Source organism: Bradyrhizobium genosp. SA-3, assembly GCF_004212635.1.
Taxonomy (GTDB): domain Bacteria; phylum Pseudomonadota; class Alphaproteobacteria; order Rhizobiales; family Xanthobacteraceae; genus Bradyrhizobium.
Map to the genome: position 1 here is coordinate 22,749 of NZ_PSRT01000038.1, position 25,625 is coordinate 48,373.

Here is a 25,625-nt window from a genome sequence, read left to right on the forward strand (position 1 = left end):
GAGCATGGCCATGCTTATGCCTGCATGTGAGGAGGCCTGGCCATCCGACGCACAAGGTTCATCGGCCATCCGACTGAAATCGGCACGGCGACGCAACACCGCCGAAGAAAGACGGAAAGTGTTGAGAGAACGCGGCCCATCACGGAAAGTGCTGCTATGAAGTTCTACCGACGCAGCTCACCGGCACCGCGATTTCAGACCATGACGCCGGACAAGATGATACGTGAGATGTCTGCAACGACGTCTCTTGTCCAACCAGGAGCCCGGGAAGAGGCAATGCAGATGCTTAGTGGTTCGAGGAATGATCGGTTCGTAGTTTCCCGGCGACATACGGGGTTCGGCGACTGCCTGTGGTCACTGGCGGCTGCCTGGCGTTTCGCAAAGCAGACAGGACGGACGCTAGCCATTGATTGGCGCGGATCTTGTTATCTCGATGAGCCATTCACCAACGCCTTTCCAGTCTTCTTCGAACCGGTTCAAGACATTGCTGGCGTGCGGGTGATTTGCGACGACAAGATCAATCAGTGTACATTTCCGGGACCATTCTTCCCGACATGGTGGAACAAGCCACCCATCGATTGCGTCTATCGCCCGGACGAGCAGATTTTCCGGGAACGCGACGAGCTCGATCAACTGTTCCAAAGTCAGCAAGATAGTGACGCTAACACGGTTGTGTGTGACGCGTGCCTGATGTGGCGCTGCGATCAGGAGGCCGAACGAGAAATCTTTCGGAGCATCAAGCCACGACCTGAAATTCAGGCTCGAATTGATGCTATCTACCGCGAGCACTTTGAGCCGTACAGCGTAATCGGCATTCACGTCCGGCATGGCAACGGCGAGGATATTATGGGGCATGCCCCCTATTGGGCCGACCCGGAGCGCGCCTTGCGACAGGTCTGTAATGCCATTGATAAGGCTCGGGGTTTACCCCACCCAAAACCCGTGAGGGCTTTCCTGTGCACGGACAGCGCGCTCGTCCTTGAGAAGGTTTCGACTATATTTCCCGATGTTTTCACGATCCCAAAACGGTTCCAGGCGCCTCAGGCCGGCCCATTGCACAACGCCGCGCTCGGAGCCGAGGGTGGCTTTTCCGCCCTCATCGAAATGTATCTGCTTGCGCGCTGCGACACTGTGATCCGTTTTCCCCCGACGAGCGCCTTCACGCGCTATGCGCGTCTCTTTGCCCCACGCGTTATAGAATTCGATTTGAACGATCCGAGCCGATTGATCCTGATTGCACAAACCTCGCAAGAGCTCGTGGCTTCATGAAAGTCGTAGCCCGCTTGATCGATCTGATTGCCGCTCTTTGCATCCAGCAGTACTGGCAGTTCTTTTCGAGGCGGCAAATGTCTGCCCAAAGTGAGACTTCCACCGGAGAACAGAACGATGCGGCGGCCGAATGCCTTCCGCTGAAGCTCGACGTCGACAACAATGGCCTTAACGTGCTACCGCCGGGCTAAACAGGTGGAACACGTCTTCGTCTTCGCCTCGGGCGGACCGCGACTCGAAGCTAATCGGTGGTCGATCGCGGATGAACATATCGAAAGGTCCCGTTCAGCCGGCGAGTTCCGTCGTGGTGGTCGGGCACTCGCTGGTGCGGACGGCGCTCTCGAGATCCACTATGTTGGGCTGAACATTCAGCACGCCAGGTCGTGGTCCGGATTCAATCCGCCCGGCGATGTGCCAGTGCTGGACACAGCAGAGCAGGGCGCGATGAAGTCAGCATCAGTTGCCGACGAATCTAACGTACGAAGCTGGTAACGTCAGTTTTCGAGTTGGCGTGGCTACTGGCCGCGGTCGCGACACTGATCGATCGTTGCTCTTGACGAGAGGCGCTGGCCATCCGCTGGCTCTTCCGGTTGTGCGATCAGGAAAGAGAGCGCGGCTCGTAGCCTTGTCTTGACGCAGGCGAGTGTGCTCGCGACATTACGTAGCTGATGCACCATCACTGTCACAAAGCACACGCATCGTGTCTTGAACCCGCCAAGCATTCCGTGTGCGCGACATTAGGACGCAAAACGGAAGCGGATTTATGGGCATCGCAGTGGCACAAACCCTGCTACGCGTGCGCCGGCGCAACAGGAGAGGAGGCGGGCGTGGGTCTCGATCTACAAAATGACGATCTGATCAGAGGCCCGGTGCCCGAAACACATTTGGGCTGCCTGTTTCACTCCGATAAAGCCCGTGTTCATCGCGGAGAGCAGAAGACGATGTTGCTGACCGGGGCATCGCGCGGAATTGGTCATGCCACTGCCAAGCTGTTCTCGGAGGCGGGCTGGCGCATCATTTCTTGCGCGCGCCAACCGTTCGACGGCGAGCGATGCCCCTGGGAGGCAGGGAACGAGGATCATGTCCAGATCGACCTCAGCAATCATCGAATGCTGCCGCGCGCGATCACCGAGGTCAAGAAACGCTTGGCCGGTGCACCTTTGCACGCGCTGGTGAATAATGCCGGGGTCTCGCCGAAAACGCCAACTGGCGATCGGATGACATCGTTGACGACGTCAACCGAGACTTGGATGAAGGTGTTCCATCTCAATCTTGTCGCCCCGATCCTGCTGGCGCAGGGTTTGTTTGACGAACTAAGAGCCGCGTCAGGATCGATCGTGAATGTAACTTCGATCGCGGGCTCGCGGGTGCACCCGTTTGCCGGCAGCGCCTATGCGACCTCGAAAGCTGCGCTTGCAAGCCTCACACGCGAGATGGCGCATGATTATGCGCCGCATGGCATTCGCGTGAATGCGATCGCGCCCGGCGAAATCAGGACGGACATGTTATCGCCCGACACAGAAGCGCGTCTCGTGCCAAGTATCCCGCTGCGCAGAGTGGGAACCCCGGATGAAGTGGCCAAGGTCATCTTCTTCCTGTGCTCGGATGCTGCGAGCTATGTCACGGGGGCCGAGGTGCCGATCAATGGTGGGCAACATCTGTGAATCGGCCAGCCTTGGCGACGCAGCTGATTTGAGCTGCAGCAGCGGTACTTATGTTCTCCGCTGACGACGCGCACACAATCCGCAAAAATTGAAATGAAGGCACACTGTAAGTTTACCGTAGTGCCATGAAAAGGTGTTACGGTTCGATGTCATCTCGTCAACACTTGGCGCTAGATCGAGAGTGACATGCAAAACGAAGCTCGCCGACCCGAACAAGGTCCCAGGGAGGATGATCAAGACAACGGAGACCGCCTCATGCTGCATATCCCTTCCTCACGCGAAAGACCTGCCTCGCAACCTGAGCCGGAGCGTAAGCTCTCGGCGGAGCCGTTGCGTGAGAGCGCGCTGACCGGCATCTTCGAAATATCGAAAATACTCACCGCTCCTTGTCGGCTCGAAGTCACGTTAGCCAACGTTGTTGGTCTTCTGCAATCGTTTGTGCAGATGCGACACGGCATCGTCTCACTGTTCGACGATGACGGCATGCCGGAAGTTACAGTGGGCGCCGGCTGGAGCGAAGGCAGCGACGAACATTACCGGATGCGCCTGCCGCAGAAGGCAATCGACCAGATCGTCGCGACAGACAGGCCGCTTGTCGCCGAAAACGTGGCCGCCGAGCCTGCATTCAGCGCTGCCGACCGGGAAGTGCTCGGCGCCTCCGATGATATGCCAGTGTCCTTCATCGGGGTTCCGATCCGCATTGATCCGAAGGTCGTGGGTACGCTGACGATCGACCGTATCCGGGACGATAGGTCAAGTCTCCGGCTCGATGACGATGCGCGGCTGCTCGCGATGATCGCCAACCTGGTGGGACAAACAGTGAAGTTACATCGCTTGTTCGCCTCCGATCGCGAACGACTGATGGCGGAGAAGGATCGTCTCCAAAAGCAGATATATGAGCTCAGGCAGCCCGCTCGGGAGCGCAAGAAGCTACACGTCCATGGGATCATTGGCGACAGTCCGGCGCTGCGCGGGCTGCTCGAGAAGATTGCAGTTGTAGCAAAATCGAACAGCACGGTTCTGCTGCGTGGCGAATCCGGTACCGGGAAGGAACTCGTAGCCAAGGCCATTCACGAATCGTCCTCCCGCGCCAAGCGGCCGTTCGTTAAGCTGAATTGCGCGGCGCTCCCTGAGACCGTCCTGGAATCGGAATTGTTTGGCCATGAAAAAGGTGCCTTTACCGGTGCGTTCAGCTCGCGCAAGGGACGCTTCGAACTTGCTGACAAAGGAACGCTATTTCTTGACGAGATCGGCGAGATCTCAGCTCCGTTCCAGGCGAAGCTGCTGCGCGTTCTGCAAGAGCAGGAGTTCGAGCGCGTCGGCAGCAACCAGACTATTAAGGTCGATGTTCGAGTTATAGCTGCGACCAACAAGAACCTTGAAGAGGCCGTGGCAAGGAGCGAGTTCCGCGCGGACCTTTACTATCGCATCAGCGTAGTTCCCTTGCTGTTGCCGCCGCTGCGCGAAAGACGCAGTGATATTCCGCTGCTTGCCAGCGAGTTCCTCAGGAATTTCAACAACGAGAACGGCCGTACGCTGACCTTGGAGGCGAGTGCGATCGATGTGCTGATGAACTGCGGCTTTCCGGGAAATGTCCGCGAACTCGAAAACTGCATCGAGCGGACAGCGACGCTGTGCGCCGGATCATCGATCGTGAGAAGTGACTTTGCATGCTGCCACGGCCAGTGCCTTTCCGCGATGCTGTGGAAAAGTACATCGGACGAGATGACAGTCCAGCCGGCACCCATCGCGCCGGTGCCTTCGAAATCCATCACTCCGCTACCTCAAGCGACTGCGCCGGTCCCGCCTGTTGACAGCGAATTGGTCTCACTGGCACCTCCCGGCACAGCCCTCGTAAGTGGCCCGAGAATGGCCGATCGCGAGCGGGTCATTGCGGCCATGGAAAGATCTGGTTGGGTGCAGGCAAAGGCAGCGCGCTTGCTCGGACTAACGCCGCGCCAGATTGGCTACGCGCTAAGAAAATACGGAATCGAGATCAAACGGTTCTGACGCAAGGACCAAACCGTCGGGGCCACCGCGGTTTGCTGCCAAATGCCGCCTTTTTTCACTTGCGGGACCGTCCGTCGTCCCATCGTGATTGACGGCGGTAATCTGCCGCAAGCTATCTCAGCGTTACTCAGCTGACGTCCCAGGGGGATAGCGCTGTCGCAGCCCCGACGCGGTGTCGGTGTTCGCTCATCAGAACACCGGGCTAGGGCGGCGCATCGGTCCCGTCTAAAGGCCTGTCGTAGCTAGTCGATTCCAAAATCGGGTGCGATGGTACGACACTTGCTGTGCGCCTTGCAGCTATCGCAACTTTTGGAGCAACTCCGTGCACAATGTCGTCTGCATCAAACAGGTTCCCGACTCTGCGCAGATCCGCGTGCACCCCGTGACAAATACGATCATGCGTCAGGGCGTGCCGACCATCATCAACCCATATGACCTCTTCGCGCTCGAGGCCGCGCTGGACTTGCGCGATCGGTTCGGCGGCGAAATAACCGTCCTTACAATGGGGCCGCCTTCGGCGGAAGACTCCTTGCGAAAGGCGTTGACCTATGGCGCCGATCGCGCCGTACTGCTCACCGATCGCTGCTTTGCGGGCTCCGACACCCTGGCCACAACGTATGCGCTAGCAACAGCCATCCGAAAAATTGGTCAGGAATATGGCCCGACAAACCTCATCTTCACCGGCAAGCAGACCATCGACGGCGATACGGCGCAGGTTGGGCCCGGCATCGCGAAGCGGCTGGGCGTATTGCAGCTAACCTACGTTGCCAAGGTCAGATCCTTAGATCTCGCCGCCCATACAATTGAAGCGGAACGACGCTCCGAAGGTGGTGTCCAGGTGCTGCACACGAGGCTGCCCTGTCTCATCACCATGCTGGAGGCAACCAATCAGATTCGGCGGGGCGCGATGGCGGATGCCTTGCGTGCCGCGCGTGCGCCAATCGTGAAATGGAGCGCGCACGATGCCGGTGTCGAAGACGTCTCCAAATGCGGCCTCAAGGGCTCGCCGACCGTCGTCAAGCGAGTGTTCGCTCCCTCTGCGCGGGCTGAGAAGGCGGTGCTGGTTGAGGCCGCCGAGCAACCGGCGCAGGCGTTGATAGACGCTATCTTCAAGCATCAACCGAAGCTGGAAACCGATCTTGCCGCACTAGCCCGTGACGCTTGATCTGGAGAGCTTTGTTAGATGCATTCGGGTCTATACGGTGGCCGGTACTCAGCTGGACACCAACGACATGTTCGGGCCTCAGGCTGCTATTGACGAGGTCATACAGTTTACGAGACAGGCCACGACATCCGGAGCATGTCGCGGCCTGGAGTCCCGATTATGCCGCCAAGCGCGCCGGTTGAGCGCGCCGCTGCCGCTGTCCGAAAGCCTCGTGATTGCCTGGCGCGGACCGTCGGCCTGATTGTCGCGAAACTCATCGTGCTCTTCATTGCTGGCTACGTACTGTTTCAACGGCAAGAGGTCAGGGCGTGAATACGTAAGCGGGTCGGGTCAGCAACAAGGGCAACTGCTCAGCATCCACCGTGCGGTCCCCGGACTATTTTGCACCCTGGGACTGAGCTTACTGTCCACCGATTTCTGCTACAGCCAACGCGCCACCGCGGAGAGCGAGGAGTCCGCATCGCTGCCGCTGGCGCACAAAATGGCTTCGCGCATCGGCGCGACGTCGAACCCGCCAAGCGGCGGCTTCAGTGCCGCCTGCAACGCCGCATCATGCGCGCGCCGCGGCGCCAGTAGCAGGACCGCATCATAGGGCGGGATCGCCTGCTTGGGATCGGCCAGCGTCACCAGGTCGTATTTCTTGATCTGTCCGTCGCTGAAAGCCCATGACGCTTATGATGCAGCGCTGCAAAGTCGATCGCGCCGAAAGCCTTCGGAGTTATGGCCTCCAGGCGCGTGGTCACGCTATGAAAATCCGCGGCCGCGTCCTCTGGCTTTGCTCAACGCGGACTCTCTCGACAAGACACGATCTCTCGCTGACCAAACCTCGTACCACTTGCCGGCATAATGGAACAAAGACCCCTGTCTTGCCCATCAACGTTACTCCCGGGTCACGGACGGCTCATCGCTGCGATCGAGGTGCCGCTTGCGTATATTATAATTGAGCAGCCAGACCGCGCAGACTGCAATCGGCACGCATGCTGCGGTTAGGTACGACGGCTCGACTTGCAGTCCCACATCGTGCGCGCCCTTGGCGAGGTAGCCAAACAAGCTAACCACATAATATCCTATCGCAGCGACCGACAATCCCTCGACCGTGCGCTGCAGCCGAAGTTGTTGTCCCGTGCGCTCGTTGATAGCGTGCAACAGGTCACGATTCTGCCGCTCGATTTCGACGTCGACACGAGTTCGCAACAGATCTGCCGCACGCGCCAGCTTGGCCGATAGAGCGACCTGACGATTCTCGACCGTCTCGCAGGTTCGCATAGCCGGCGCCATGCGGCGCGCCAGGAACGACGACCAGGTCGGATAGCCCGCGATCTCGCTGCCTTCGATGATGGACAGTCGCGATTGGACCAAGTCGTTATAAGCTCTGCTGGCGCCGAAGCGAAACGGGCTCCCCGTCGCGCCTCGTTCGAAAGAGGCGGCCAGCGCGGTCAGCTCGGCAAGCAGATGGCTGTTGAGTTTCAATCCCTCCGCGCCTTGCATCCCTTCGAGCACCTCAATAAGACGTCGATCAATACGATCGACGAATGGGCCGAGCTCAAGAGCTGCTGATAGACCAAGTAGCGCCAACGGACGATAGGTCTCAATTTCAAGGAGCCGTTGCACCAATGCGCCCAGATTGTGTGGCGTCATTCCGAGGTCGCAGACGAGTATTTTGGTGAATCCGTTTTCGTCGACGCGAAAATCGGAGGCCATAACACTTGCTCCTCCCTTTACGCGCGCCATGGCCAGGCTGCTCTTGTCGAAAAGCTGTCCTGCTCGCCTCGCTGGGGAGGTGTGCCCCTCTACATCCAGCTTGATCGCGACTAGTAACTGCCCGTCCTGCCGTAAGGCGCGCATCAGGGATTGAACGGTACCGTGGGCGTCATCGAAGTGGCGAGCGGCTGGACCATTGCCGGTGCTCCATATCCAGGTAAATGTCGCAAATTCCGAATGCTGTTCCCAGCGAAGCACGACGGGCTCGATGGCTATCTGATGATGTTTCGCCGAGAGGTCTGGCGCTGGAACGTCGTGCTCCCGGCAAAATGCGACGAAGCGGTGGCGATCGCTTGCGGCCGCTTCGCCCTTCGCAAGAAATGCGAAGTGGATCATACTGAACGGTGCGACGAGTTGCGTGAATGGGCGCGCGTGTACTTCAGCGAGAACGGCATCGCGTTGCGGATGAACCGTGAACTTACTCAAATCGAGTTTATCGAGCATATGTAGCGCCTTGCTTCAGAAGCAACTCACAACCATCAGTGCTGCCGCAAGCGGCAATAGCGGCGGCACTCCTCGCATAGGCCAGTCCGCCCAGATTTGAGACCGATAGCAACTCCGCCACGCGCCGCTGCCAAGAAGCGGCGATCGGCACGGTTTGGATGAGCGCCATCGCCAGTAGCGATCAAACCGACGGGCTCTTCGCTCGATAACCCGCCGCATGCTGCTCGGTGAAGCCCTGGCCTCACCAAAGAAGCGAACCTCTCCTTGCCGGCCAGCTCCACAGTCGGGATCGGTTCCTTGCCGAATATGCATATACGTCCGTTCTGTGAACGCAGCGCCTGCAGCGAACGTATGTTCGGCCAACCTGACCATGCGGCGACTGTTCTTCTCGATCCCATGACGCATGCGCGTTTGTGGATAGCTTTGCAGGTGTCGTGCCAGACGGGAATCGGATTTCGGGACAATGCGATTACTTAGAGCGCGTCCCGTGCAAGACGACGCTCGATGCAGTGCCGCCGCGGAGCGGCATGCCATTCTATAGTGTCTTCATATCCAGCATTGCAGTCATCTGCCGAGTTGGAGATGGCTGTGAGGAGAACTCTCGCCTGTAATCTGCGCTAAACGGAGCTTCGGCGGCTGGCTCTTCGCTGTTCGGTTTCTCACGGCCGTGCAAACCCTGTCAGGATCAATACACTTGCAATCGAGGAGTCGGTCGCCAGCGTTTTGTCAACGTATTCAGAATCTTATGGAGTGAGTGCACGAGTTGGCACGGCGATTGCTATAAGCGTGCAAGAACACAGGGTGGTGGCGGTGCTCGCAGAACGCGCAAAACTAAGGGCGGTCTCTTTGAGACGCTCGTGCCAAGAGCCCGGTAGATGCGGATTGGTTCTTGTAATGCTGTACCAAGCTCACAGCGGCTCGATGAAGTGGCAGGAGCAGCAACCGCGAGGGCGTGATCCATTCACGACAGATCGCGAAAGCCGGAAGCGACCGGGCGACCAGACACGCCACTCCCGCATGTGACGTTAGCCTTCCGAATGGCGTGCGCGGCGCAATATCTCACCATGACTCTGCAAGCGAATGCAGGCCGTGCCGGGCATTCGCGGCATCGGACTGCTCGTGGACCGGAATCCGACTTGCCTGGATGGTGAACGCGATCATAAGCCCATCGCATCAACAACTCGCCGATCTCGCGGCGGCCAATAGTTGGCCCGGACACGAAGTTGCTTCGTCAAGGATCGTTCTCTCCTCATCGCCAGGGGCCAAATGATATCTCAAGCGTCTCGATTTACACCCGATCAGCCTCCGCAGATATCCTGCGAGTATTTGACTGAGCAAGCGCGAGCCCTGTTCGGCCCGCACCCGTTCGCTGCGGAGATGTCCCAGGACCAGGTCGCTAGCCTCCTGCCTGAATACCTGGCGATGTCACAGGCGTTCCCGTACCTGCAGGCCGGGTCGCAAAGGGATCTCATATTCGATGCAATGCATCACAATCGGGACCTTGCGAGGGACATTGAACTGACCAGCGTGGTCGCAAATTTCATCTGTTGGGATGAGACGGGTGGCCATGGCCGAATTCTCCAGGGCGGCAAGGCGGCGCTACCCGATATTCTGTTGACTGAAAACTTCCACTCGAACCTGTTTAGAAAGGATGCTTCGCGACTGCTCGGCAGAGCAATACGGCCCAACTACAGCGCCACGACGCAGCGCTACCTGCATTCTCTCTATGCCGGATTGTCATCGAAAGATCCCTTAGTGCGTTGCGCCTACATGGTCGCTTTTGAGCTACATGCTGCGGACATGATCCAGTCGCTATGGACCACTCTGGTCAATAGCTTTAAGGCGCGGTCCGAGGATCTTGAGTACTTCCGCAGCCATGTCGGCGGAGAAGATCCCGCGGAGAAGTATCATGGAGAAATGACAAGCCGGCTGATTGAAAAACTTGTCCCGGCTGACCGTAATGGTCGCTTTTTGGATGAATTCGATCGAGCCTATCGACTCAGCTTACAGTGGTGCCGCGATCTGCTCCGAATTGTCTCACGTGAGGGAGATGGTCACTCGGAGATCGAACACCATGGCCGTTGTCATTGTGGTTCTGTCAAGTTCTACGTCCGAGCGCCGCGAGAGCTCTGTGCAGTTCGATGCAATTGCTCAATCTGCCAAATGTCTGGATTTCTGCACTTGCTCGTACCTGGCGACAAGCTTGGCATTGAGTGCGGCGAAGAATTCCTCACGGTGTACCAGTTCAACAAGAACATCGCTCGGCACACGTTTTGCCGGGTTTGTGGCGTAAAGCCATTTTATAAGCCGCGGTCGAACCCCTCAGGATTCAGCGTAAATGTTCGATGCCTGGATAAAAGGACCATCGAAGGCATAAGAATAAGCGAGTTCGATGGCGAGCATTGGGAGCAAGCTTTCCGCTCGATGCACCAGGACCTGGAGTCCTGCGTCGAAGATCAAAACCCTGGAGTGAACTCGAATGGCGCGCGCAATGAATGATAAATCCCGTCTGCTTTCAGAAGAAGCTCTGACAAAATACCGCGTAGAGCTGTTGGTGAAGGGGACGGTCGTGATCGGCCCCCAGATATTGTTCACCCAAGATGACTTGGCCAAGATCGATCAGCTGCAGGCTGAGATTCCCGAAGAAGAAGTGAGGGAGGGAGATGCCGGCGACTCGCACAATGTCTTTGTCAAACGGGTGAGGGTAGACCCGCCCGGCCGCGCTCCTAGCAACGTGGGTGGTGCAGCTCCAGGGCAGATCATGGAACTACTTGAAAGGAAAGACCGCAGCTTCGCGCTAAAAAAGATCTTGGGAGCCACGTCAGATTACGTGATTCGCCGATGCCAAATGCATCGGATGCCTCCTGGTTCCTTTGTTGGCATACATCTGGATGCTGCGAGCGACCCGGATTTCGAGTACTCGGTGATTGTGCAGCTCGCGAGAGACTTCGAGGGGGGTGAGTTCGTGGTATATCCAAGCGGGTACGAACACCAGGTATTCCGACCGCCATTTGGCGCCGTTCTTGTCACCACATGTAAGCTCCGGCATGAGGTGAAGCCTGTGCTGACCGGGGAGCGCCGATCGCTGGTCTACTTCTGTTCAAAACGCAGCGGCGCGAACCGCCGGACCATCGAAAACTCTACCGCTGGGCTATGAGGTGGGGTGGCTGAAATGCGTTTTCGAATGAATTAGGTAACGGGTCAGGGGAGGTTGGTAGCTTGGCCACGTCGCGGTCAGACTGTCACTCGCAAAAGGCTGCCACAATGCCGGTCGGAAGGAACGGCTAGCCTTGATGTCTGTAAAGGCCACTACGCGTAATCCGAGCAGAGGTTGCTCAGGGTCGTTGTGGCAAGTCATCGTCGCGGCCCCGAACCGGGAGGCGTGTCAGCGCGTGCGCGATGGGCACGGCCGACTACGCGCTCGTGGAAGAAGAGTTGCGGAGGAAAGATCCGGATCTCGCCGTCCAGACCCGGTTCCTTCAACCCTCGCAAGCGCAGCTCCTGCGCTTGATCCCGAGCCAGAGCGATCGCGTACAAACCTTCCGGCAGATCGTCAATGATCAGGATGGCAACGATACCACCAACTTCCTGTTCGTGCCTGTTAACGATGGTGGCGTTAGTGGCGGCGGCGCCCACTGGTCGCTTCTGCTGGTTGATCGGCGCGTGCCCACCGCGCCGGTTGCCTATCACTATGACTCCGCCGGGTCTCGCAACAGCACCGTTGCAGAACAGCTCGCAGCACGTCTGGGCTACCGTCTGCAACCGGCCCGCATGGCCCGGCAGCAGAACGGCCATGATTGCGGAGTCTATGTGGTAGACGCGACGCGAGCGCTGATTGGACGATTGGCGCAGGGCGAGCGGCCTGCACCTCGAGCACCTCATCGCCGATCGGCCGGCACAGCGCCTGTATTATGGCTATACAGCTGCGGGCGCGTAATTCGCTTCGCATTCCGCCGGAGCAACCCACAGTTGCTCCTTACATTTCGCTAGATCTGCATCAGCGGCAACGGAACCGCGGCAGTTACTAAATAAGACGTCGTGCCTTGACGACGCACTGGGTACGGCTGGTCGTTTCCAGCTTTCGCATCGCATTCTTGACGTGAAAATTGACGGTGTTCTCGCTCACTTTCAGGATGACGCCGATGACGCAGGATGACTTCCCCTCCTCAGCCCATCGCAAGCACAGTCTTTCCCGTTCCGACAGCACAACCTCTTGCACATCCGCCATGACTTTCTCCTGGAGCCGAGAGCACGTGGAATGAGATCAGCAAATGCCATACCAGTCAGTGGCACCGCAAACTCTCGCGGCAGGACAAGATCTTGGGAGATTGCCGGTTCACTTCTCCGGAGACTGCCATCCAACTGCAGCCCTATCGACGGGATTGCGACATATGTCGAAAACGCAACAGCAGTATTTACGACAACCGTAGCAGTCGATATTTGCTCAACATCTGTGAGCTGGATATCACCCTTTGGCCAGGCGTTCCTCCCGCAAGGGGTGAATGCTCTGTGAAGAGCCGTAGCACCCGGCTCGCGAGCCGAGATCTTTCATTTGCACCAAAGCTATGGCGCAGCGGGATCTCTCCTGGGCGACCGTGACCGCGGTAAGGCCCAACATCACGTTGCCGGTGATTCCGAAATGGAGGCGGTAGAGCCACCAGATTGCGCAGCACCGGTCGAGATCGGAAATGGCGAGCGCGCGCTTTATTGCTACACCCATCCGCGCCATCGGCTTCATTCCACGTGTCATCTGGAAACCTCGACGTCTCGGGGCCAGTGCTCTCCATTTAGTGCGTTTCGGTCGGTGATGGCTCGCTGTCGGGCGTGCATCTGCAATACATTGGGAGCTGATGTTCGCCATGGCATTCTTTTCCGCGTTTTGAAGCTGGTTGAGCACTCGCCTATGTGCATCCAACCTTGCCGTAACCTTATATGGAAGTACTGCTTCCAAAACGCCCACATCTGGTAGTGACAATTGACAGGACTCCTATCCGATAAGTGCGCGCACGCAATCCCACTGCTGCACAAAGCACCTGCGCCACTTGCCACTGTCGTTGCGGCTATCCGAACTTTGCTGCTACCTCCTTCAGAAATACCTCCGCGCCCAAGACAATCTGGGCTCGCACCGGCAGGGCCTACGCCGTTTTCCGAGGGGCAGCCAACGCCATCGTCTCCGGCCGTATCAAATCGCTCAGCATCGGGCCTGCCAGCTGTCGCGCGTCGAATGCTCCATCGCGACTGTCCCGAAAGACCGCGCAGAGCGATGCCGCTCTAGCGTTGCGTGTCCACTCAGCCTCCGCTCTTAGGCCACGAGCTCAATGTTGAAGATTGTCGCAGTAGGGGCATTTTCCTAGGAGAAGCCCTTTCGTTAATCGCGAAGTTGATCGCCTCAACCGGCGGGCATAGACAACACTCCTGCTGATGTTCGTGCCGATAGCGGTCGGCGGCGTCGTACTCGTCTCAGGATACGCACTCGGCTACATGCTCAGCGTGAGCTTGAGCGCAAGGTAGCAGGCCTTCCTGGCTCGCCTGTGTGACGGCGTCGCAGATTTTGATTGAAGCATCGGAAGGCGCTTTCTTTCACCTCCACGATCGTGTCCATGTGCTCCAGCACCGCGACGCGCTTCTCGAATGGCGCCCCGATCACGAACTGCAGGCCGAGCTTCTTGTAGAAGCTCATCATCTGGCCCTCCGCACGATACGCCAGTCACGAGGAGCAGCAGGAGGCCGAGCGCGAGCCAGCCGCTGCTGGCGCCGCGCCGAACAACAGGAACAACGTCGAGCCGAGGATGAAGTGTACCTCGGAGACCCCGGCCGCCGTTCGATCCAGACCCTATGTGCCCAATGCCGCGCCGTCCGAGGGATGCGATAAATGCCCGGAGTCTGGGGGGTGCGGGCGAAATCTTCTACCCATTTCACCCGCTCTTCGCGTAAGCGCTTAGCTGAAGCGCCTCACGCTTTGCGGGCTCCTCGGGCTGAGAGCATCGATCTGAGACATCGGCTCAGCCTTGCGCGATCCGAGCTTGTGTAAGCCAGGTATGCGGGATCGCCGTCACTCATATTTGCCCCTCTGCAGATCGTGGGGATGACCACCTAGCTCCGGCCTCGGCCATGGCTGTACGCAAAGGTGCATTTTGCAAGAAAGTGTTCAGCATATGACCGCGAGAGACTTTGCGTTATGGGATCGCACCGCGACTTCACCTGGAAGATCACCTCCGCGTCGATCCGGACGGAGGTCATGTCCGAACCTCCAACGTGCCACAAACGATCCACCGCTGTGCTCGCTGATCGCTAATTGCCGCTGGCCCACCGGATAAATGGACGAATTGACCGGTGAGCAGCTCAGATCGTTACCCTTTTTCATCTTTTCTCTCCGGCGCTTGCCCTTTGATACTTTGCGAGACGCCGGGTTGCGGAGTCGCACAAAGAGACCCATAGCAAGCCTTCTGAGCCTTGTAGTTGGCCAACGTTTGGACCAATACCGATGTAACCTGCTGTTTCAGTTTGTCCGGGATAGCTGCGGGGCCGTGCAGCGACTTCAGCGTCACCTCGATCAACTCGATTGCGCGATCCTTGTTGCCGCTCTCGTAATAGTACTGAGCGACCGCCGGATAGGACCGGAACTTAGGGGCCTCGCCGCGTTGCGGAGGATTCACTGCCAGAATGTGTTCGGATAACTCATTGCCCATCGCAAAGCGCTCGGCCTGCGGCAAATGAGAGTTGTCATTCGCCGGATCAAAGAGTTGGCGCATCGCCCCGACCATCCACAGCTCGGATTTTTTGCTGATCGCGTCACGAACCAATTGGCGCATCACCGGCAGGCCGGCCTGCAAGTCGTGCATTTTGTGAAGCAACAGATCCGCATGGAGCACGCGGAAGTTCACGTCATCCGGCAGAACAGCGACGGCTTCTTCGACCACCGAAAGCGCCTTCGCCCAATCCTGCGCCTTCATCGCCGGCGTCAGTTTGGCGAAGATCGGCATTGTGCGTTCGCCCTCGGCGATCCGCTCTGCATCGGCGGCTTTCGCTTCATCGCTGATGCGCCAGCTGCCGGTCAGAATCTTCGGCAAAGCGTCATCGAGTTGCATCGGGGAACCGATAAAGGCGATGTGGCCGTCACGGTCGACGACGAACGAGGTGGGAATCCCAACAGAAAAGCTGGAATCCATCCAAAGTCTATCCATTTCGCGTGTGTAGTCGAACCCGACCCGATAGTTGAGATTCGGCAACTTTTCGGTCAACCATGCGTCCAACTTGCTTCGGGCCTCTTCCGCTGTTTGAGCGCGCTCACGAGCTGCTATTCCGAGGACCTCAACTCCGCTATCTCTGTATTTCTCTTGCAGCTGTACCAGATCGGACAGCGCCGCCAGACAGGGTGCGCACCAAGTTGCCCAAAATTCGACGATGTACACTTTCCCGGGCTGGAAGCTCGTGAGGGGCTGACCACGCAGCCAATTCTCCACCTTGATCGGGGGAGCTGGGGATTCTAAGCGCAGCGCCATGTTACTCTCCAAAATTATTGTCAGAGGTTGCGCGACGTTTTGTGCTAGCTGATCTCCGATCGCGACCGCGACCGAGAGGGGTGGTGCCTTGGTGTAGACGGGCTGCCGAACGAGATCCGCAGCGAATGTCGGTGTCGCCGCGCTAAGCGCGACGACACACAAATTCGCAAGCAACAAGCTCTTCCTCTCACAAGCGGGCCACATCGGTTCAAGAAAGGATAGCATCGCTCGTCTCGCCTCTGGGTGCGCTCAGCACTTTCAGTACTGCTACACCCTAGTAGCAACGTCCGTGCCAGCATCGTCTGCGCGCATTAAGTGCCCAATTGCGCATGAATAGCTCAACGGCACTTCACGGCGACCAGTGCTTTGAATCCGACGGGCTTTGTGCCGCTGTCGGACTTTGAACAAGAATTGCGCACTTCGCGTCGCCAGAAAACTCAGATGTGCTAGCAGACAGGATTAGAGGCGAGCGACGATGTAGATCGGACTCGAACGAGCCAAAGCCCGTGGACCGGGGACACGTGTTCTGGTCGATGACGATGGAACCATTCGCGGAGCACTGCAGACGGTGCCGCGGATCGGGGAGGCTTTGAAACTGTCAGTGCTCGCCATCACGCCAAGCGGTCCCTGCATCAAAAATGGTACTTCGATTAGTTTGCTCTCCAGCCGCGTGTACCAGGGGTACCTGACGCCCCTATCGACTTCGAAAACCGTTGGCCCTCGTATCGAAACAGATGCCGCCGATCGCCTCGATGGAGCTAAGGCTTATACAGGCGTTCACCTCCAGGTTTCTGACCAGGAGGCCGGCTGGACCCACCCGCTAGCGGCGCGCATCACTTCCTCGACTCTTTGCGCAAGCTGCGGACCTTCAAGACCCATCGTGCTACAGCTGGATGACAGGTATCGAAATGGGCAGATGGCGGCCCCTGCAATATGCGATAACCGCGGTACTGCGGAGCTAAACAGTGTGGCCCTAAGCAGCGTCGCCGAGGTCGCTTGACAACGGACGGGCCGCAGCGAGCGAGCCTTGGCGCTGCTTTCTTAAGGAGCGCCGCGCAATTTCTTCCTCGTGAGCCGGAAAGCGCTTCGAGTCCTGTTGATCGTTTCGATTTGGACAAGAGAATTCACACGTCTGCGCGGCACCTAACGCACAAAGCGCCTAGCATATTGCTCCGCTGATGAAGCGCGGCCGCGAAACGCGCCGTCGTCTTCGGCGATGCGACGCAAGGCATCGCAACTTGCCATCATTTCATTTAACAAACACGAATGTCCGTTCGGTTCGCACTTTGCCAACGAGTGGAAGCCGTCAACGATCCTGCGTCAAACTTCAGGTGCTCCCATTGTCTCTCGTTGCAGAACGGCTCAAGGCCTTGTCCGTCCCTCCGAAGCCGAGGCCACCACGGCGCGAGCCGCCGAACAAGGCGCGGACGTGATCACACTCGGTCAGGGCGAATCCGATTTCGAAACTTCACTTGCTGCCTGCGAGGCCGGCATCTGCGCAATCCGCGACGGGCCGACGAAATGCACTCGCGGGGAGCAGGCAGCTGCGCGGGGCAGTCCGCGGACTTCAGTCGCGATCACGGGCTCGATTCCAGTATCGATCAGACCACGGTCCTTTGCGGCGCGAAGCAGGTCGTGTTCAACGCGAACTTTGCAAGTCTCGATACCGGGGCAACGGCGGTTCGGAGGCCGACGCAATGACTGGTTGGTGCGTTCTGTATGACACAGGACCCTTGACTCTGGTCAAGCCATCAATCTCGTCCAGAGTCGAATCTTTTCCCACAGGCGCTCGATCGCGCAATATGCAGCTGTCGAGGCGCTGTCTGGCGTCCGGGGTTCATCTGAGGCAATTCGCGCGCGTTTCCGCAACGCCGCGAGCTCGTGGTCGCTAAGCTGAACCAGGCGGAAGGACCATCGCGCCCCACGCGCCCCTTACGCGGCGCATTTTACGTTTTTTCCTCCTGCGCCGGTTTGATCGGCAAACGCACGCCGGGCGGCAAGGTGACAGAGACTGACAGCCATGTTCATATCTTCTCGATGCGTTTGGATCCCTGTAGTGGCCCCGGCGGCTTCCTGGCCTCGCCCTACATTCGCATCTCCCATGCTTCCTCGCTTGAGGATCTCACCCGCGCCTGCGATCGGATCATCACCGCTTGCCGCCCTATCTTGAAAGACTTCCGATGTCCCATGCCAAACGCCAGCGCGCCCGGATGGCCGAAAGCGATCTTGTCCACATTATGCCAGCTCATAGCCCGGTTTCAGCGATCCTCGCGGAGGAAGCCGGTTTCGATGGGCTGTGGGCCTCCGGTTCGAACTGACATGAGCCTGATCGCGATGGCAGAGCATCTGGATATGCTGCGAGCAATCGCCGGGCGCACGACGATACCGATCGTGGCCGACTTCAGGAGCGACTTAAGGATGGCCGCGATTGGGGCTGACAGAGCTCGAGCAAGACGAAGCAGACATTCACGTCACGTCGTCAGCTACCGGTTTGGGCGCGCGACCGAAAGCAGGGTCAAGTTCGGATGAATTGACCGGTTGAAGATATGGTCGCTGGGATCTCAATCAAACCATTCTCAGTAGCCGGTGCTGCAGATCGCGGGCCGCGGGCCTATCGCGCGCAATCACAAGGCACTCCACCGTGCCAGCCTCTTCGTCGGCGGCAAGCGGAATCACGCCCTCCTTGCGTGTGCGGTCGAACAGAAATCCTTCCTTGACGAAACGATCATGCGCTGTTTGGAGGGATCGTGATCGAACATTCCTCGCGGATAAAATAACGTTGCAACCGGAATAGTCGAAGCCCAGCAACCGGACGGCAATGCTGTGTAATACCGAGCCGCCACCCCAGCGGCCGTTCGCTTCATTAAACAGCAACCGTCCGTCATCCGCGAAAATGGCGTCAATGTTGATCATTCCGCGATATCCCAGGTCTCGCGCAAGCGCCACAAATCGGTAGGCATGCGCCTGGGCAGTCAACCATTGCTCGTTCCCGAGGTCGCTTGGAAGCTCAAGTCCTGTCCAGATCAGAGCTCTTTCGGATCGATCCGTGCTTTTACGCAGACGTATGTTTCCACTGTTCATGAAAACAATTGAACCATCATCCTCGATTTCATACTCGAGATAGAACAAAGACCCCGCCAAGTGGTACGATTCCACGACCAGCGTCTTACACGATTCTGTTGTCATCTCAGACCAAAGCGCGTCAGGATCAAACGACGGCCATGAAATTTGCCGGGTATCTCTTGCCCCAGGAAGTGGATCGCTTTCATTGCCGGTCAGGATGACATTTCCGACTCCACCGGCTCCATTGTCCAGCTTTACAATGACGCTGCCGGTCTTGGATCTGAGGGAAGCGACCGCTCTGAATAGTTCGTTTGAGTCCGTCGTGACAGATCCATTGGGCAGCGGAAGTGCGACGCTTGTCGCCAATTGACGGAAGTGGCTCTTGCGGTTCAACAGATCAGGCCCTCGCTGCAGAGCGAAGTCGTCGCCGGTCTGCGGTATGCCCAGCATGGCCGCCAAGCGTGCGACGCCTTCAGTAGAGTAGCAGGGATACAATCGCCAGGTTGATTTCTGGCGAATATGTCTGTTGATTCGCTCAACAACAGTCTTGGACAGCAGTGTGCAATCATCAAGGACCGGCGATTGGCGGCCGCCTTCAGGTACAAGCAGACAAAGGCTCGATGCGTCGAAATCGAGCGTCGCGCCAATGAAGGATAGCAGATCCGCCGGGATGACTACCGGGGAGACTATCAGGTCGCCCTCCTGAGCAAACCACGCTGAACGGTATGCCGAGTTGGCGGCCAGCGAAAGTTGAGCTGGTGTCAGATCAGCGCCCGACATTTGAGCCGTGCCGGCATTCAGGATCAAGATCCGCGGCATCCGCGACCTCCGGGCATTTGGACGCGATCAGGCAGGGATCGTCATGCCAACAATGGTGAACTTGTTGCGCCGTGGTGAGGCACTGAGCGAAGGTTGATTTGGCGCCGTCTCGACGTCACCTGCGATGTAGCGGGAGAGCACGGCCCGCCTCCAATCTGCCGATCTCATTGATGGCTCCTTTCGGGCTTGACCGCGTAGCGATTTCCTTCAGCAAAAAATGCTGGATCTTGCCCAACGCGGTTTTCGGTAGTTCTTGTGTGAAAATGATTTCGCGCGGCACCTTAAAACGGGCGAGCTGTGACTGGACATGCGCTATCAGCGCTTCCGCCTCGATCCGGGCCCCAGGTCGCCTGATCACATAAGCGACCGGTACTTCTTCCCAGCGCGGATCGGGTCGACCGACCACGGCGCATTCCACGACATCAGGATGGCCCGTAAGCACACGCTCTACTTCTGCCGGATAGACATTCTCTCCGCCCGAAATGATCAGGTTTTTCTTGCGGTCGTGGACCCAAAAATATCCATCTGCGTCGCAGCGGCCAATGTCCCCAGTGCGATACCAACCATTGCTCAAAGCCTCACGCGTTGCCTGTTGATTGCCCCAATATCCGCAAAAAACGTTGGGCCCACGGATTGCGATCTCGCCTGGGGTACCGGGCGGCAAGTTGCTGCCCGAATCATCGATGATCGCCGCTTCGCAGCACAGACCTGCCTGGCCGCTTGAGCCCTCAGGCACGAGCTCTCCGCCGAGCTTCGTATACACAGCGATCGGGCAGGTCTCCGTCGAACCGTAAACCTGCAGGACTGGCACGCCGCGAGCGACAAAGCGCTCGACAAGGTGCTGAGGCACCATCGTCGATCCGGTACAGATTGCTCTGAGCCAGGATAGGTCGGTGCTGTCCCATCGACCATTGCTCGTCAGGGCTTGCATCATGGCTGGCACCAGGGCTGCCAGCGTCGGCCGGTCACGCTCGAACGCATCAAGCATGGTCTCCGGCGTAAAGCGGGTGTGGATAGTCACCGTCGCGCCCTGATGCAAACTCGGCGTTGTCTGGATGTTCAAGCCACCGACGTGGAAGAACGGCAAAACAGCCAGCGCGTGATCGGCCGAGGTGAGGTCATGCATGTGCTGACTCATGATGCCGTTCCACAGCAACGCTTCCTGACGCAGCACGGCGCCTTTCGGTCGCCCTGTGGTGCCCGAAGTGTAGACGATCAGAAGCGGGCAAGAGAGGTCCGCACGTGGATTGCGTCCGTCACCACAGTCTCCGTCCAGGAGATCGTCCAACTTGCTGCCGCCGAGAGGCGTAAAGTCCAACCCGACAGGGGAGGCATGGGGCACTTGCTTCGTCAGGACAGGCAAAGCTGCGTCGAAGCACTCCTCGAGAACGAGCGCTTTTGCCCCCGAGTCTGACAAGATGAAAAGGTGCTCGGCGGCCGCAAGGCGACAATTCAATGGTACGAGGATTGCGCCGAGCCTCGCGCAGGCATAGAGCAGCGCCAGATAATCAGGCCTGTTGAGGCTGAGGATCGCGATCCGGTCTCCCCTTTGGACGCCGAGCTGGCTCTTGAAGGCGCGAGCGATCCGCTCGATCCGTCGATTGAGGCTGACGTAGCTGAGAGTCTGCCCTTCGAAATGGATCGCGGTTTTGTTGGGAGTGTACGCAGCGTTTCGCTCGATCAGTGTGCAGAGATCCAACTTGTCATCCATGTGCCTCAGGCCCGCACGGTAGGTTTGTCCCGATGCGCTTCAGCCGCAACCCGGAATTGCTCGGCGAGGCCCCGATCACATGCTTCGGTTGACCTTTGTACAGGCTATGATCACACGGCCTTGGCTGAGCCCGGTTCTTGATGGTTGTCATGAGTTGCGAACAATGGATATTGCTTGAGGGATCTCGGGCGATTGATCACTCACTCTGTTCTGCTGGGCGGCGGTCGTGTGCATCTGTCGGTAGTGATAGGCACACCACGAAGACAGTGTCTTGCCGCGTCTTTGATATACAGGCTCGCCGCACATATAGGCCGCTCTGGCATCTCCATCTTTGAAGCCGATGATGCAACGGCATTGGCCTTCAATATGGTCGATTAAAAGGACCTTCTTGACACCGTCGGGCTCTTTCAACTTGCTGCTCCAGAATGCCAAGCAATATCTTCCGATGCCGCGCTGGTCGCGCGGAGCGACACTTGCAGCTCAGGCTCTTTGAAAACCTGCGCCGTTCTGAGGCCCGCCGTCTGTCGCACCTTTGCGCGATGGAAATGCCTTGCCAGCCACAGGAAAGCAGTTTGAACAGAGCGGAAAGCCGGTTCGGCGAACTGATTTTGGCGCGGTGTCGCGCCAGAGGAGGGGCTTGTTTCAGATTCGGGAAGCAGCTTAGGGGCGTCGGATGGAGGTCGACGTCGATCAAATCTGACCTCATCGGCTCTCTGGTGGCCCGGCCCAGGACAGCCACATAGTCTCGGGTCCGGAATGGCGAACCATTCAAAGCTACGTGCGAGCCATCGCGCCGCAATCGGGACTCGCTGCATAGCCCTTCCGGCCGACCCGCCACCGGAGATGAGGATCATGACCGACCATCGGGGCGTGGATCTGACCAGCTGAGACATTCACAATCCTTCACAATCCCGGCGGCAGACCAAGATCCAACAAGACCGTACAACTTAACGTTACGTCCGATTCAAGCCCTTTTGGGCAGCCTGTGTGAACGTAGCCAAGCTCTCAGGCTGTCGGAAACGGGCCGCCGGCCGGTCTGGTGTCGCACGCATTCAGCGCTGCGATTTGCGTTAAGAAAGTTCGTCATCTCCTTGAGATCAGGGTCGCTGCCGATGAGCCCATTGTCGGAAACGCTCGCTCTTTCGCGACCAAGTGCTCGCTGCCTTTGCAGCCGATTGCGCGCCTGACCTCCGCTGCGTGGTCATTGAATTGCTCAGTCACTTCTATCCGACGGCTGCCCCTGGAATGCCAAATGCGGCATCCGACCGATAGTTTTCGATCAGGTCGGCCTGGACGGGGGCGCAGCCTGTAGCCCTTGGGGGCGGGCGAGGAACGATCCCGCGAATGTTCCGGCGGCCGTCATCCAACGCACGTCGCGGTCGCTGACTTCGCTTGGCGCCGGGATTATCGCAGCGTCTGATAGAGGCGGTACAGCAGCCGCGCGCGAGGTTCAATCGACGAGATGTAGAGTTGCTCATAATGCGTATGCGCGCCCTTGCCGTCGACGCCAAGGCCGTCAAGGGTCGCGGTATGCGGCGCGGTGAAATTGCTATCGGAGCCGCCGCCGCTGAACGCGTCGAGCAGCTCGAAGCCAAGCTCGGCGGCAAGCTTTTTGGCGTGTTCGTAAAGCGCGGCACCGGCGCTGGTCTTCTCATATGGCGGACGGTTCAATTTGCCTAATACCTTCACGCTGACGCCCTCGGTGCGCGAGCTGATGCCGAGAATCTTCGGCACCAGCTCGTCAGCATGGGCCATGGTCGGGACACGCATGTCGACTTGCGCATAGGCCAGTTCCGCGATCACGTTTGGCCTGGTGCCGCCGCGGACGAAGCCGACATTGACGGTGATGCCGCGTGTGAGATCGTTCATCGCCTCCAGCGTCTGGATCACATGGCCGAGTTCCCGGATCGCGCTGCGGCCGTCCTCGGGGCGCGTGCCGGCATGCGCGGGCGCCCCCTTGATGAATACGTCGAAGCGCGCGACGCCCTTGCGCCCCGTGATGACCTTGCCGCCGTCGCGCGCCGGCTCGGTCACCAGCACGTATTTGGCCTTGCGGCCCTCGGTCTCGATCAGCGCGCGCGAGGTCGGGCTGCCGATCTCTTCGTCCGAGACGTAGAGCTGGGTGATGCCGAGCGGTGGGCGTACGTCATCGGCGCAGATTTGCCGGAATGCGTGATAGGCGAGGTAGGCGCCGCCCTTCATGTCGTAGATGCCGGGGCCGAACGCACTATCGCGGTCGATCTTGAAGGGTAGCCGTTCGATGGATCCCATCGGATGAACGGTGTCGAGATGGCTCAACACCAGAATGCCCGGTACGCCCTGCCCCCAAGAAGAGCGGGTGACCAAATGATCGCCGCAGCCGTCACGCCCCGCAACGCGCTCGACGCTGGCCGGCAGGTCGCGATAGCCTGCTGCGACGAGATCAGCCAGTTTGTTGATCTGATCCGGCCGCTCCGTCGGAGATTCGATCACGACCCAGCGGCGAATGCCCTCGAGAATCGGGGCGATTTCGAACGCGTTGCTGGACATAGTTGTCTGACGCCTTTGAATTCGATTGTCATCGCTTCCGCAAAATCATGACATCACCCATGTACTCACATCAGAAGCGAGCCCGAGGATCTAGAGATTCGCCAACCGTTGTGACCCAGGGCGTGCGTCTGGAGCCGATCTTGCTGCGGCAACCTACGCGCCTGTCGATTATAACTGAGCTGCCAAAGTTGGTAGTTTTCGACGGGATTATGCAGCCCCAAGGACGCCGTACTGAAGTTGGCCGTTCTGGTAAGCTGTAATTGTTCTGATCAGAACTCCGCGCAAAACGCATTGTCCTGACCAGATGACCCGCACGCGTCTCGACGCGGGAGGTAGCCGACCAGCGCCAGCATAGCACGACCGGCGAAGCGCCGAAATCGCCGGAGCTGAGAGGCCTTCAATACGAGCTCTAATCTGTGAAACCAGTCGCAGCCCGGGCGATTGTTCGAAAGCGACCGGGATTGAGGCCATCCACCGTTCTGCTCTCCCGACGCACTCAGTCAAGCAGTAAGGTTCGAAGGGCGCCCCGGAAGTTGATCAATGGATTGCCATGGCCTTCGCGGGTCGCGATAATTCGTCCGATAAAGATGGTATGTGTGCCAAGCACCTTGTGGTCATACAAAACGCATTCGAGCGCGCAAAATGCGTTTGGCAATAGCGGTACATCGAGGACGCCCTGATTCCAGGGCGCGGTATCGAAGCGGTGAGCGCCTTTCGCCACCTCCCGACCGCCAAAACGCAGGGCAAGGTCCTCCTGGTCACTGCGGAGAAGACTGACTCCAAAGCTGCCGCTGGCAAGGATCTCATCATGTGCCTCGGAGCGGGCATTGATGCCAACGACCAAGCACGGGGGCTCCATGCAGATGGACGTCACAGAACTCACCGTCAGTCCACGTCGTCCGGCTGCCGTTCCGGTCGTCACGATGGCGACACCGCTCGCCAGACTTCGCATGGCCTGGCGGAACTCTGTCGGTTGGATAGACGGCATATCCCGAATCGCAGGAGAGAACTGGTGGCTCATGATCTGCCTCTGGAGTTGTACCCCACTTCTAGTGTCTCCACAGCGAGAGACGACTTTGATCCCTATTGGGCCTGTCACGGGGTACCCGGTGTCGGAAATGCGTGACGAGTAAGCTCAGATTGAGACCGGATGTCCTCTGCATCAGCTACAATCATGACCGGACGGACGTGCAGTATCTCGGCGCGTTACGCCGGATCGGCGATCGCAGCGGCAGAACTGAGAATTGCCGCCGCCACGCGTTTCAACAGGGCCTCTTCAAGCAGAAAACCGCGCTGAGCGGCCAGCAACGCGCCAGTGCACATGGAGTCGTGGTCGCGATCCGACCAGCTGGGCTGGAACCTCGCTGGACCCCCGTGCGGACGGGATGATGCCGATTGCGGTACCGGCGCGCGCCTGCCAGAGTTTCTCCGCGTAGACGGCATCGACCCACCTAATGCACGTTTAGGAGAACACGTTTTTTTGCCTCGAGAAGATGCTCATCGAGCGTCGCGTGCAGCGCACCCCGCAGCTCCGGGGGGATCGAGCTATCTGTATCGATCAATTCCCGAAACTTCCGAATGATGTGTTCTATCATTGCAACAGATCCGAGTGTTTCAATCTTCTGCCAGGACATCATCGATTGTCTCCTTTGGCGCGCAGCGCGCTTGGTCGCGGGTCCTCACCTCGG

The 25,625-nt window shown here is 58.5% G+C and carries 19 protein-coding genes and 2 pseudogenes; 8 read left to right on the forward strand and 13 right to left on the reverse strand.

From position 1 onward, the window contains the following. Positions 1-156 precede the first annotated feature (156 nt). The 5 genes from CWO91_RS15300 to CWO91_RS15320 all read left to right on the forward strand — a co-directional run bounded on the left by CWO91_RS15300 (position 157) and on the right by CWO91_RS15320 (position 6,108). Positions 157-1,269 (forward strand): nodulation protein NodZ, encoded by a 1,113-nt coding sequence (locus CWO91_RS15300; protein WP_130214180.1) that lies wholly within the window; start codon positions 157-159, stop codon positions 1,267-1,269. Then, on the forward strand, positions 1,266-1,460 hold the full coding sequence (locus CWO91_RS15305) for a hypothetical protein (RefSeq protein WP_130214181.1): 195 nt from the start codon (positions 1,266-1,268) through the stop codon (positions 1,458-1,460). Before CWO91_RS15300 ends, CWO91_RS15305 begins: the two co-directional genes overlap by 4 nt. Before the next feature lie 636 nt (positions 1,461-2,096). Beyond that, positions 2,097-2,933, forward strand: coding sequence for an SDR family NAD(P)-dependent oxidoreductase (locus tag CWO91_RS15310; protein ID WP_130214182.1), 837 nt, complete (start codon positions 2,097-2,099; stop codon positions 2,931-2,933). A gap of 255 nt (positions 2,934-3,188) precedes the next feature. After that, the gene (gene nifA, locus CWO91_RS15315) at positions 3,189-4,943 is read left to right on the forward strand and encodes a nif-specific transcriptional activator NifA (protein WP_245471262.1); all 1,755 of its coding nucleotides are present in this window, start codon (positions 3,189-3,191) and stop codon (positions 4,941-4,943) included. Positions 4,944-5,265: 322 nt separating this feature from the next. After that, positions 5,266-6,108 (forward strand): electron transfer flavoprotein subunit beta/FixA family protein, encoded by an 843-nt coding sequence (locus CWO91_RS15320; protein ID WP_130214184.1) that lies wholly within the window; start codon positions 5,266-5,268, stop codon positions 6,106-6,108. A gap of 420 nt (positions 6,109-6,528) precedes the next feature. On the opposite strand, the pseudogene CWO91_RS15325 reads toward CWO91_RS15320, so the two are convergent. Both CWO91_RS15325 and CWO91_RS15330 read right to left on the reverse strand, forming a co-directional pair. Beyond that, positions 6,529-6,765: pseudogene (locus CWO91_RS15325) on the reverse strand (glycine betaine ABC transporter substrate-binding protein); the annotation flags it as partial. A 222-nt stretch (positions 6,766-6,987) separates the two neighbouring features. After that, positions 6,988-8,313 carry a DUF3422 domain-containing protein gene (locus CWO91_RS15330; protein WP_130214186.1) on the reverse strand — a complete coding sequence of 442 codons (1,326 nt, stop codon included), beginning with the start codon at positions 8,311-8,313 and terminating at the stop codon, positions 6,988-6,990. 1,422 nt (positions 8,314-9,735) lie between these two features. Between CWO91_RS15330 and CWO91_RS43720 the strand changes: the two genes are divergently transcribed. From CWO91_RS43720 to CWO91_RS15345, 3 genes are all read left to right on the forward strand, one after another. After that, positions 9,736-10,812, forward strand: coding sequence for a GFA family protein (locus tag CWO91_RS43720; protein ID WP_245471263.1), 1,077 nt, complete (start codon positions 9,736-9,738; stop codon positions 10,810-10,812). After that, the gene (locus CWO91_RS15340) at positions 10,805-11,470 is read left to right on the forward strand and encodes a 2OG-Fe(II) oxygenase (protein ID WP_245471264.1); all 666 of its coding nucleotides are present in this window, start codon (positions 10,805-10,807) and stop codon (positions 11,468-11,470) included. The genes CWO91_RS43720 and CWO91_RS15340 overlap by 8 nt, the downstream gene beginning before the upstream one ends. A gap of 242 nt (positions 11,471-11,712) precedes the next feature. After that, positions 11,713-12,303 (forward strand): Ulp1 family isopeptidase, encoded by a 591-nt coding sequence (locus tag CWO91_RS15345; protein ID WP_130214188.1) that lies wholly within the window; start codon positions 11,713-11,715, stop codon positions 12,301-12,303. Positions 12,304-12,337: 34 nt separating this feature from the next. Here CWO91_RS15345 and CWO91_RS15350 read toward each other — a convergent pair whose 3' ends face one another. The 11 genes and pseudogenes from CWO91_RS15350 to CWO91_RS15410 all read right to left on the reverse strand — a co-directional run bounded on the left by CWO91_RS15350 (position 12,338) and on the right by CWO91_RS15410 (position 25,574). Beyond that, positions 12,338-12,541: a helix-turn-helix domain-containing protein gene (locus CWO91_RS15350; protein ID WP_130214189.1), complete on the reverse strand. Its 204-nt coding sequence runs from the start codon at positions 12,539-12,541 to the stop codon at positions 12,338-12,340. A 237-nt stretch (positions 12,542-12,778) separates the two neighbouring features. Beyond that, a complete protein-coding gene (locus CWO91_RS44280) occupies positions 12,779-13,051 on the reverse strand; it encodes a hypothetical protein (RefSeq protein WP_245471265.1) in 273 nt (90 codons plus the stop codon). A 747-nt stretch (positions 13,052-13,798) separates the two neighbouring features. Next, complete coding sequence (locus tag CWO91_RS15360) at positions 13,799-13,996, reverse strand: hypothetical protein (protein WP_130214190.1); 198 nt, start codon at positions 13,994-13,996, stop codon at positions 13,799-13,801. A 54-nt stretch (positions 13,997-14,050) separates the two neighbouring features. Further along, positions 14,051-14,125, reverse strand: a pseudogene (locus tag CWO91_RS44285) (energy-coupling factor ABC transporter permease); the annotation flags it as partial. A gap of 538 nt (positions 14,126-14,663) precedes the next feature. Continuing rightward, entirely contained in the window at positions 14,664-15,815 is a 1,152-nt protein-coding gene (locus tag CWO91_RS15370; protein WP_165405484.1) for a TlpA disulfide reductase family protein, read from the reverse strand. A 2,565-nt stretch (positions 15,816-18,380) separates the two neighbouring features. Further along, a complete protein-coding gene (locus CWO91_RS15385) occupies positions 18,381-19,697 on the reverse strand; it encodes a peptide ligase PGM1-related protein (protein ID WP_130214191.1) in 1,317 nt (438 codons plus the stop codon). 115 nt (positions 19,698-19,812) lie between these two features. Beyond that, on the reverse strand, positions 19,813-21,396 hold the full coding sequence (locus CWO91_RS15390; RefSeq protein WP_165405485.1) for a class I adenylate-forming enzyme family protein: 1,584 nt from the start codon (positions 21,394-21,396) through the stop codon (positions 19,813-19,815). Positions 21,397-21,555: 159 nt separating this feature from the next. Then, the gene (locus CWO91_RS15395; protein ID WP_130214193.1) at positions 21,556-21,819 is read right to left on the reverse strand and encodes a hypothetical protein; all 264 of its coding nucleotides are present in this window, start codon (positions 21,817-21,819) and stop codon (positions 21,556-21,558) included. Between the two features lie 993 nt (positions 21,820-22,812). Next, positions 22,813-23,937, reverse strand: a complete 1,125-nt coding sequence (locus CWO91_RS15400; protein ID WP_130214194.1) for a M20 family metallopeptidase — start codon at positions 23,935-23,937, stop codon at positions 22,813-22,815. 496 nt (positions 23,938-24,433) lie between these two features. Continuing rightward, positions 24,434-24,958 (reverse strand): flavin reductase family protein, encoded by a 525-nt coding sequence (locus CWO91_RS15405; RefSeq protein WP_245471266.1) that lies wholly within the window; start codon positions 24,956-24,958, stop codon positions 24,434-24,436. A gap of 430 nt (positions 24,959-25,388) precedes the next feature. Further along, positions 25,389-25,574, reverse strand: a complete 186-nt coding sequence (locus CWO91_RS15410) for a hypothetical protein (protein ID WP_091886436.1) — start codon at positions 25,572-25,574, stop codon at positions 25,389-25,391. Positions 25,575-25,625: the final 51 nt, after the last annotated feature.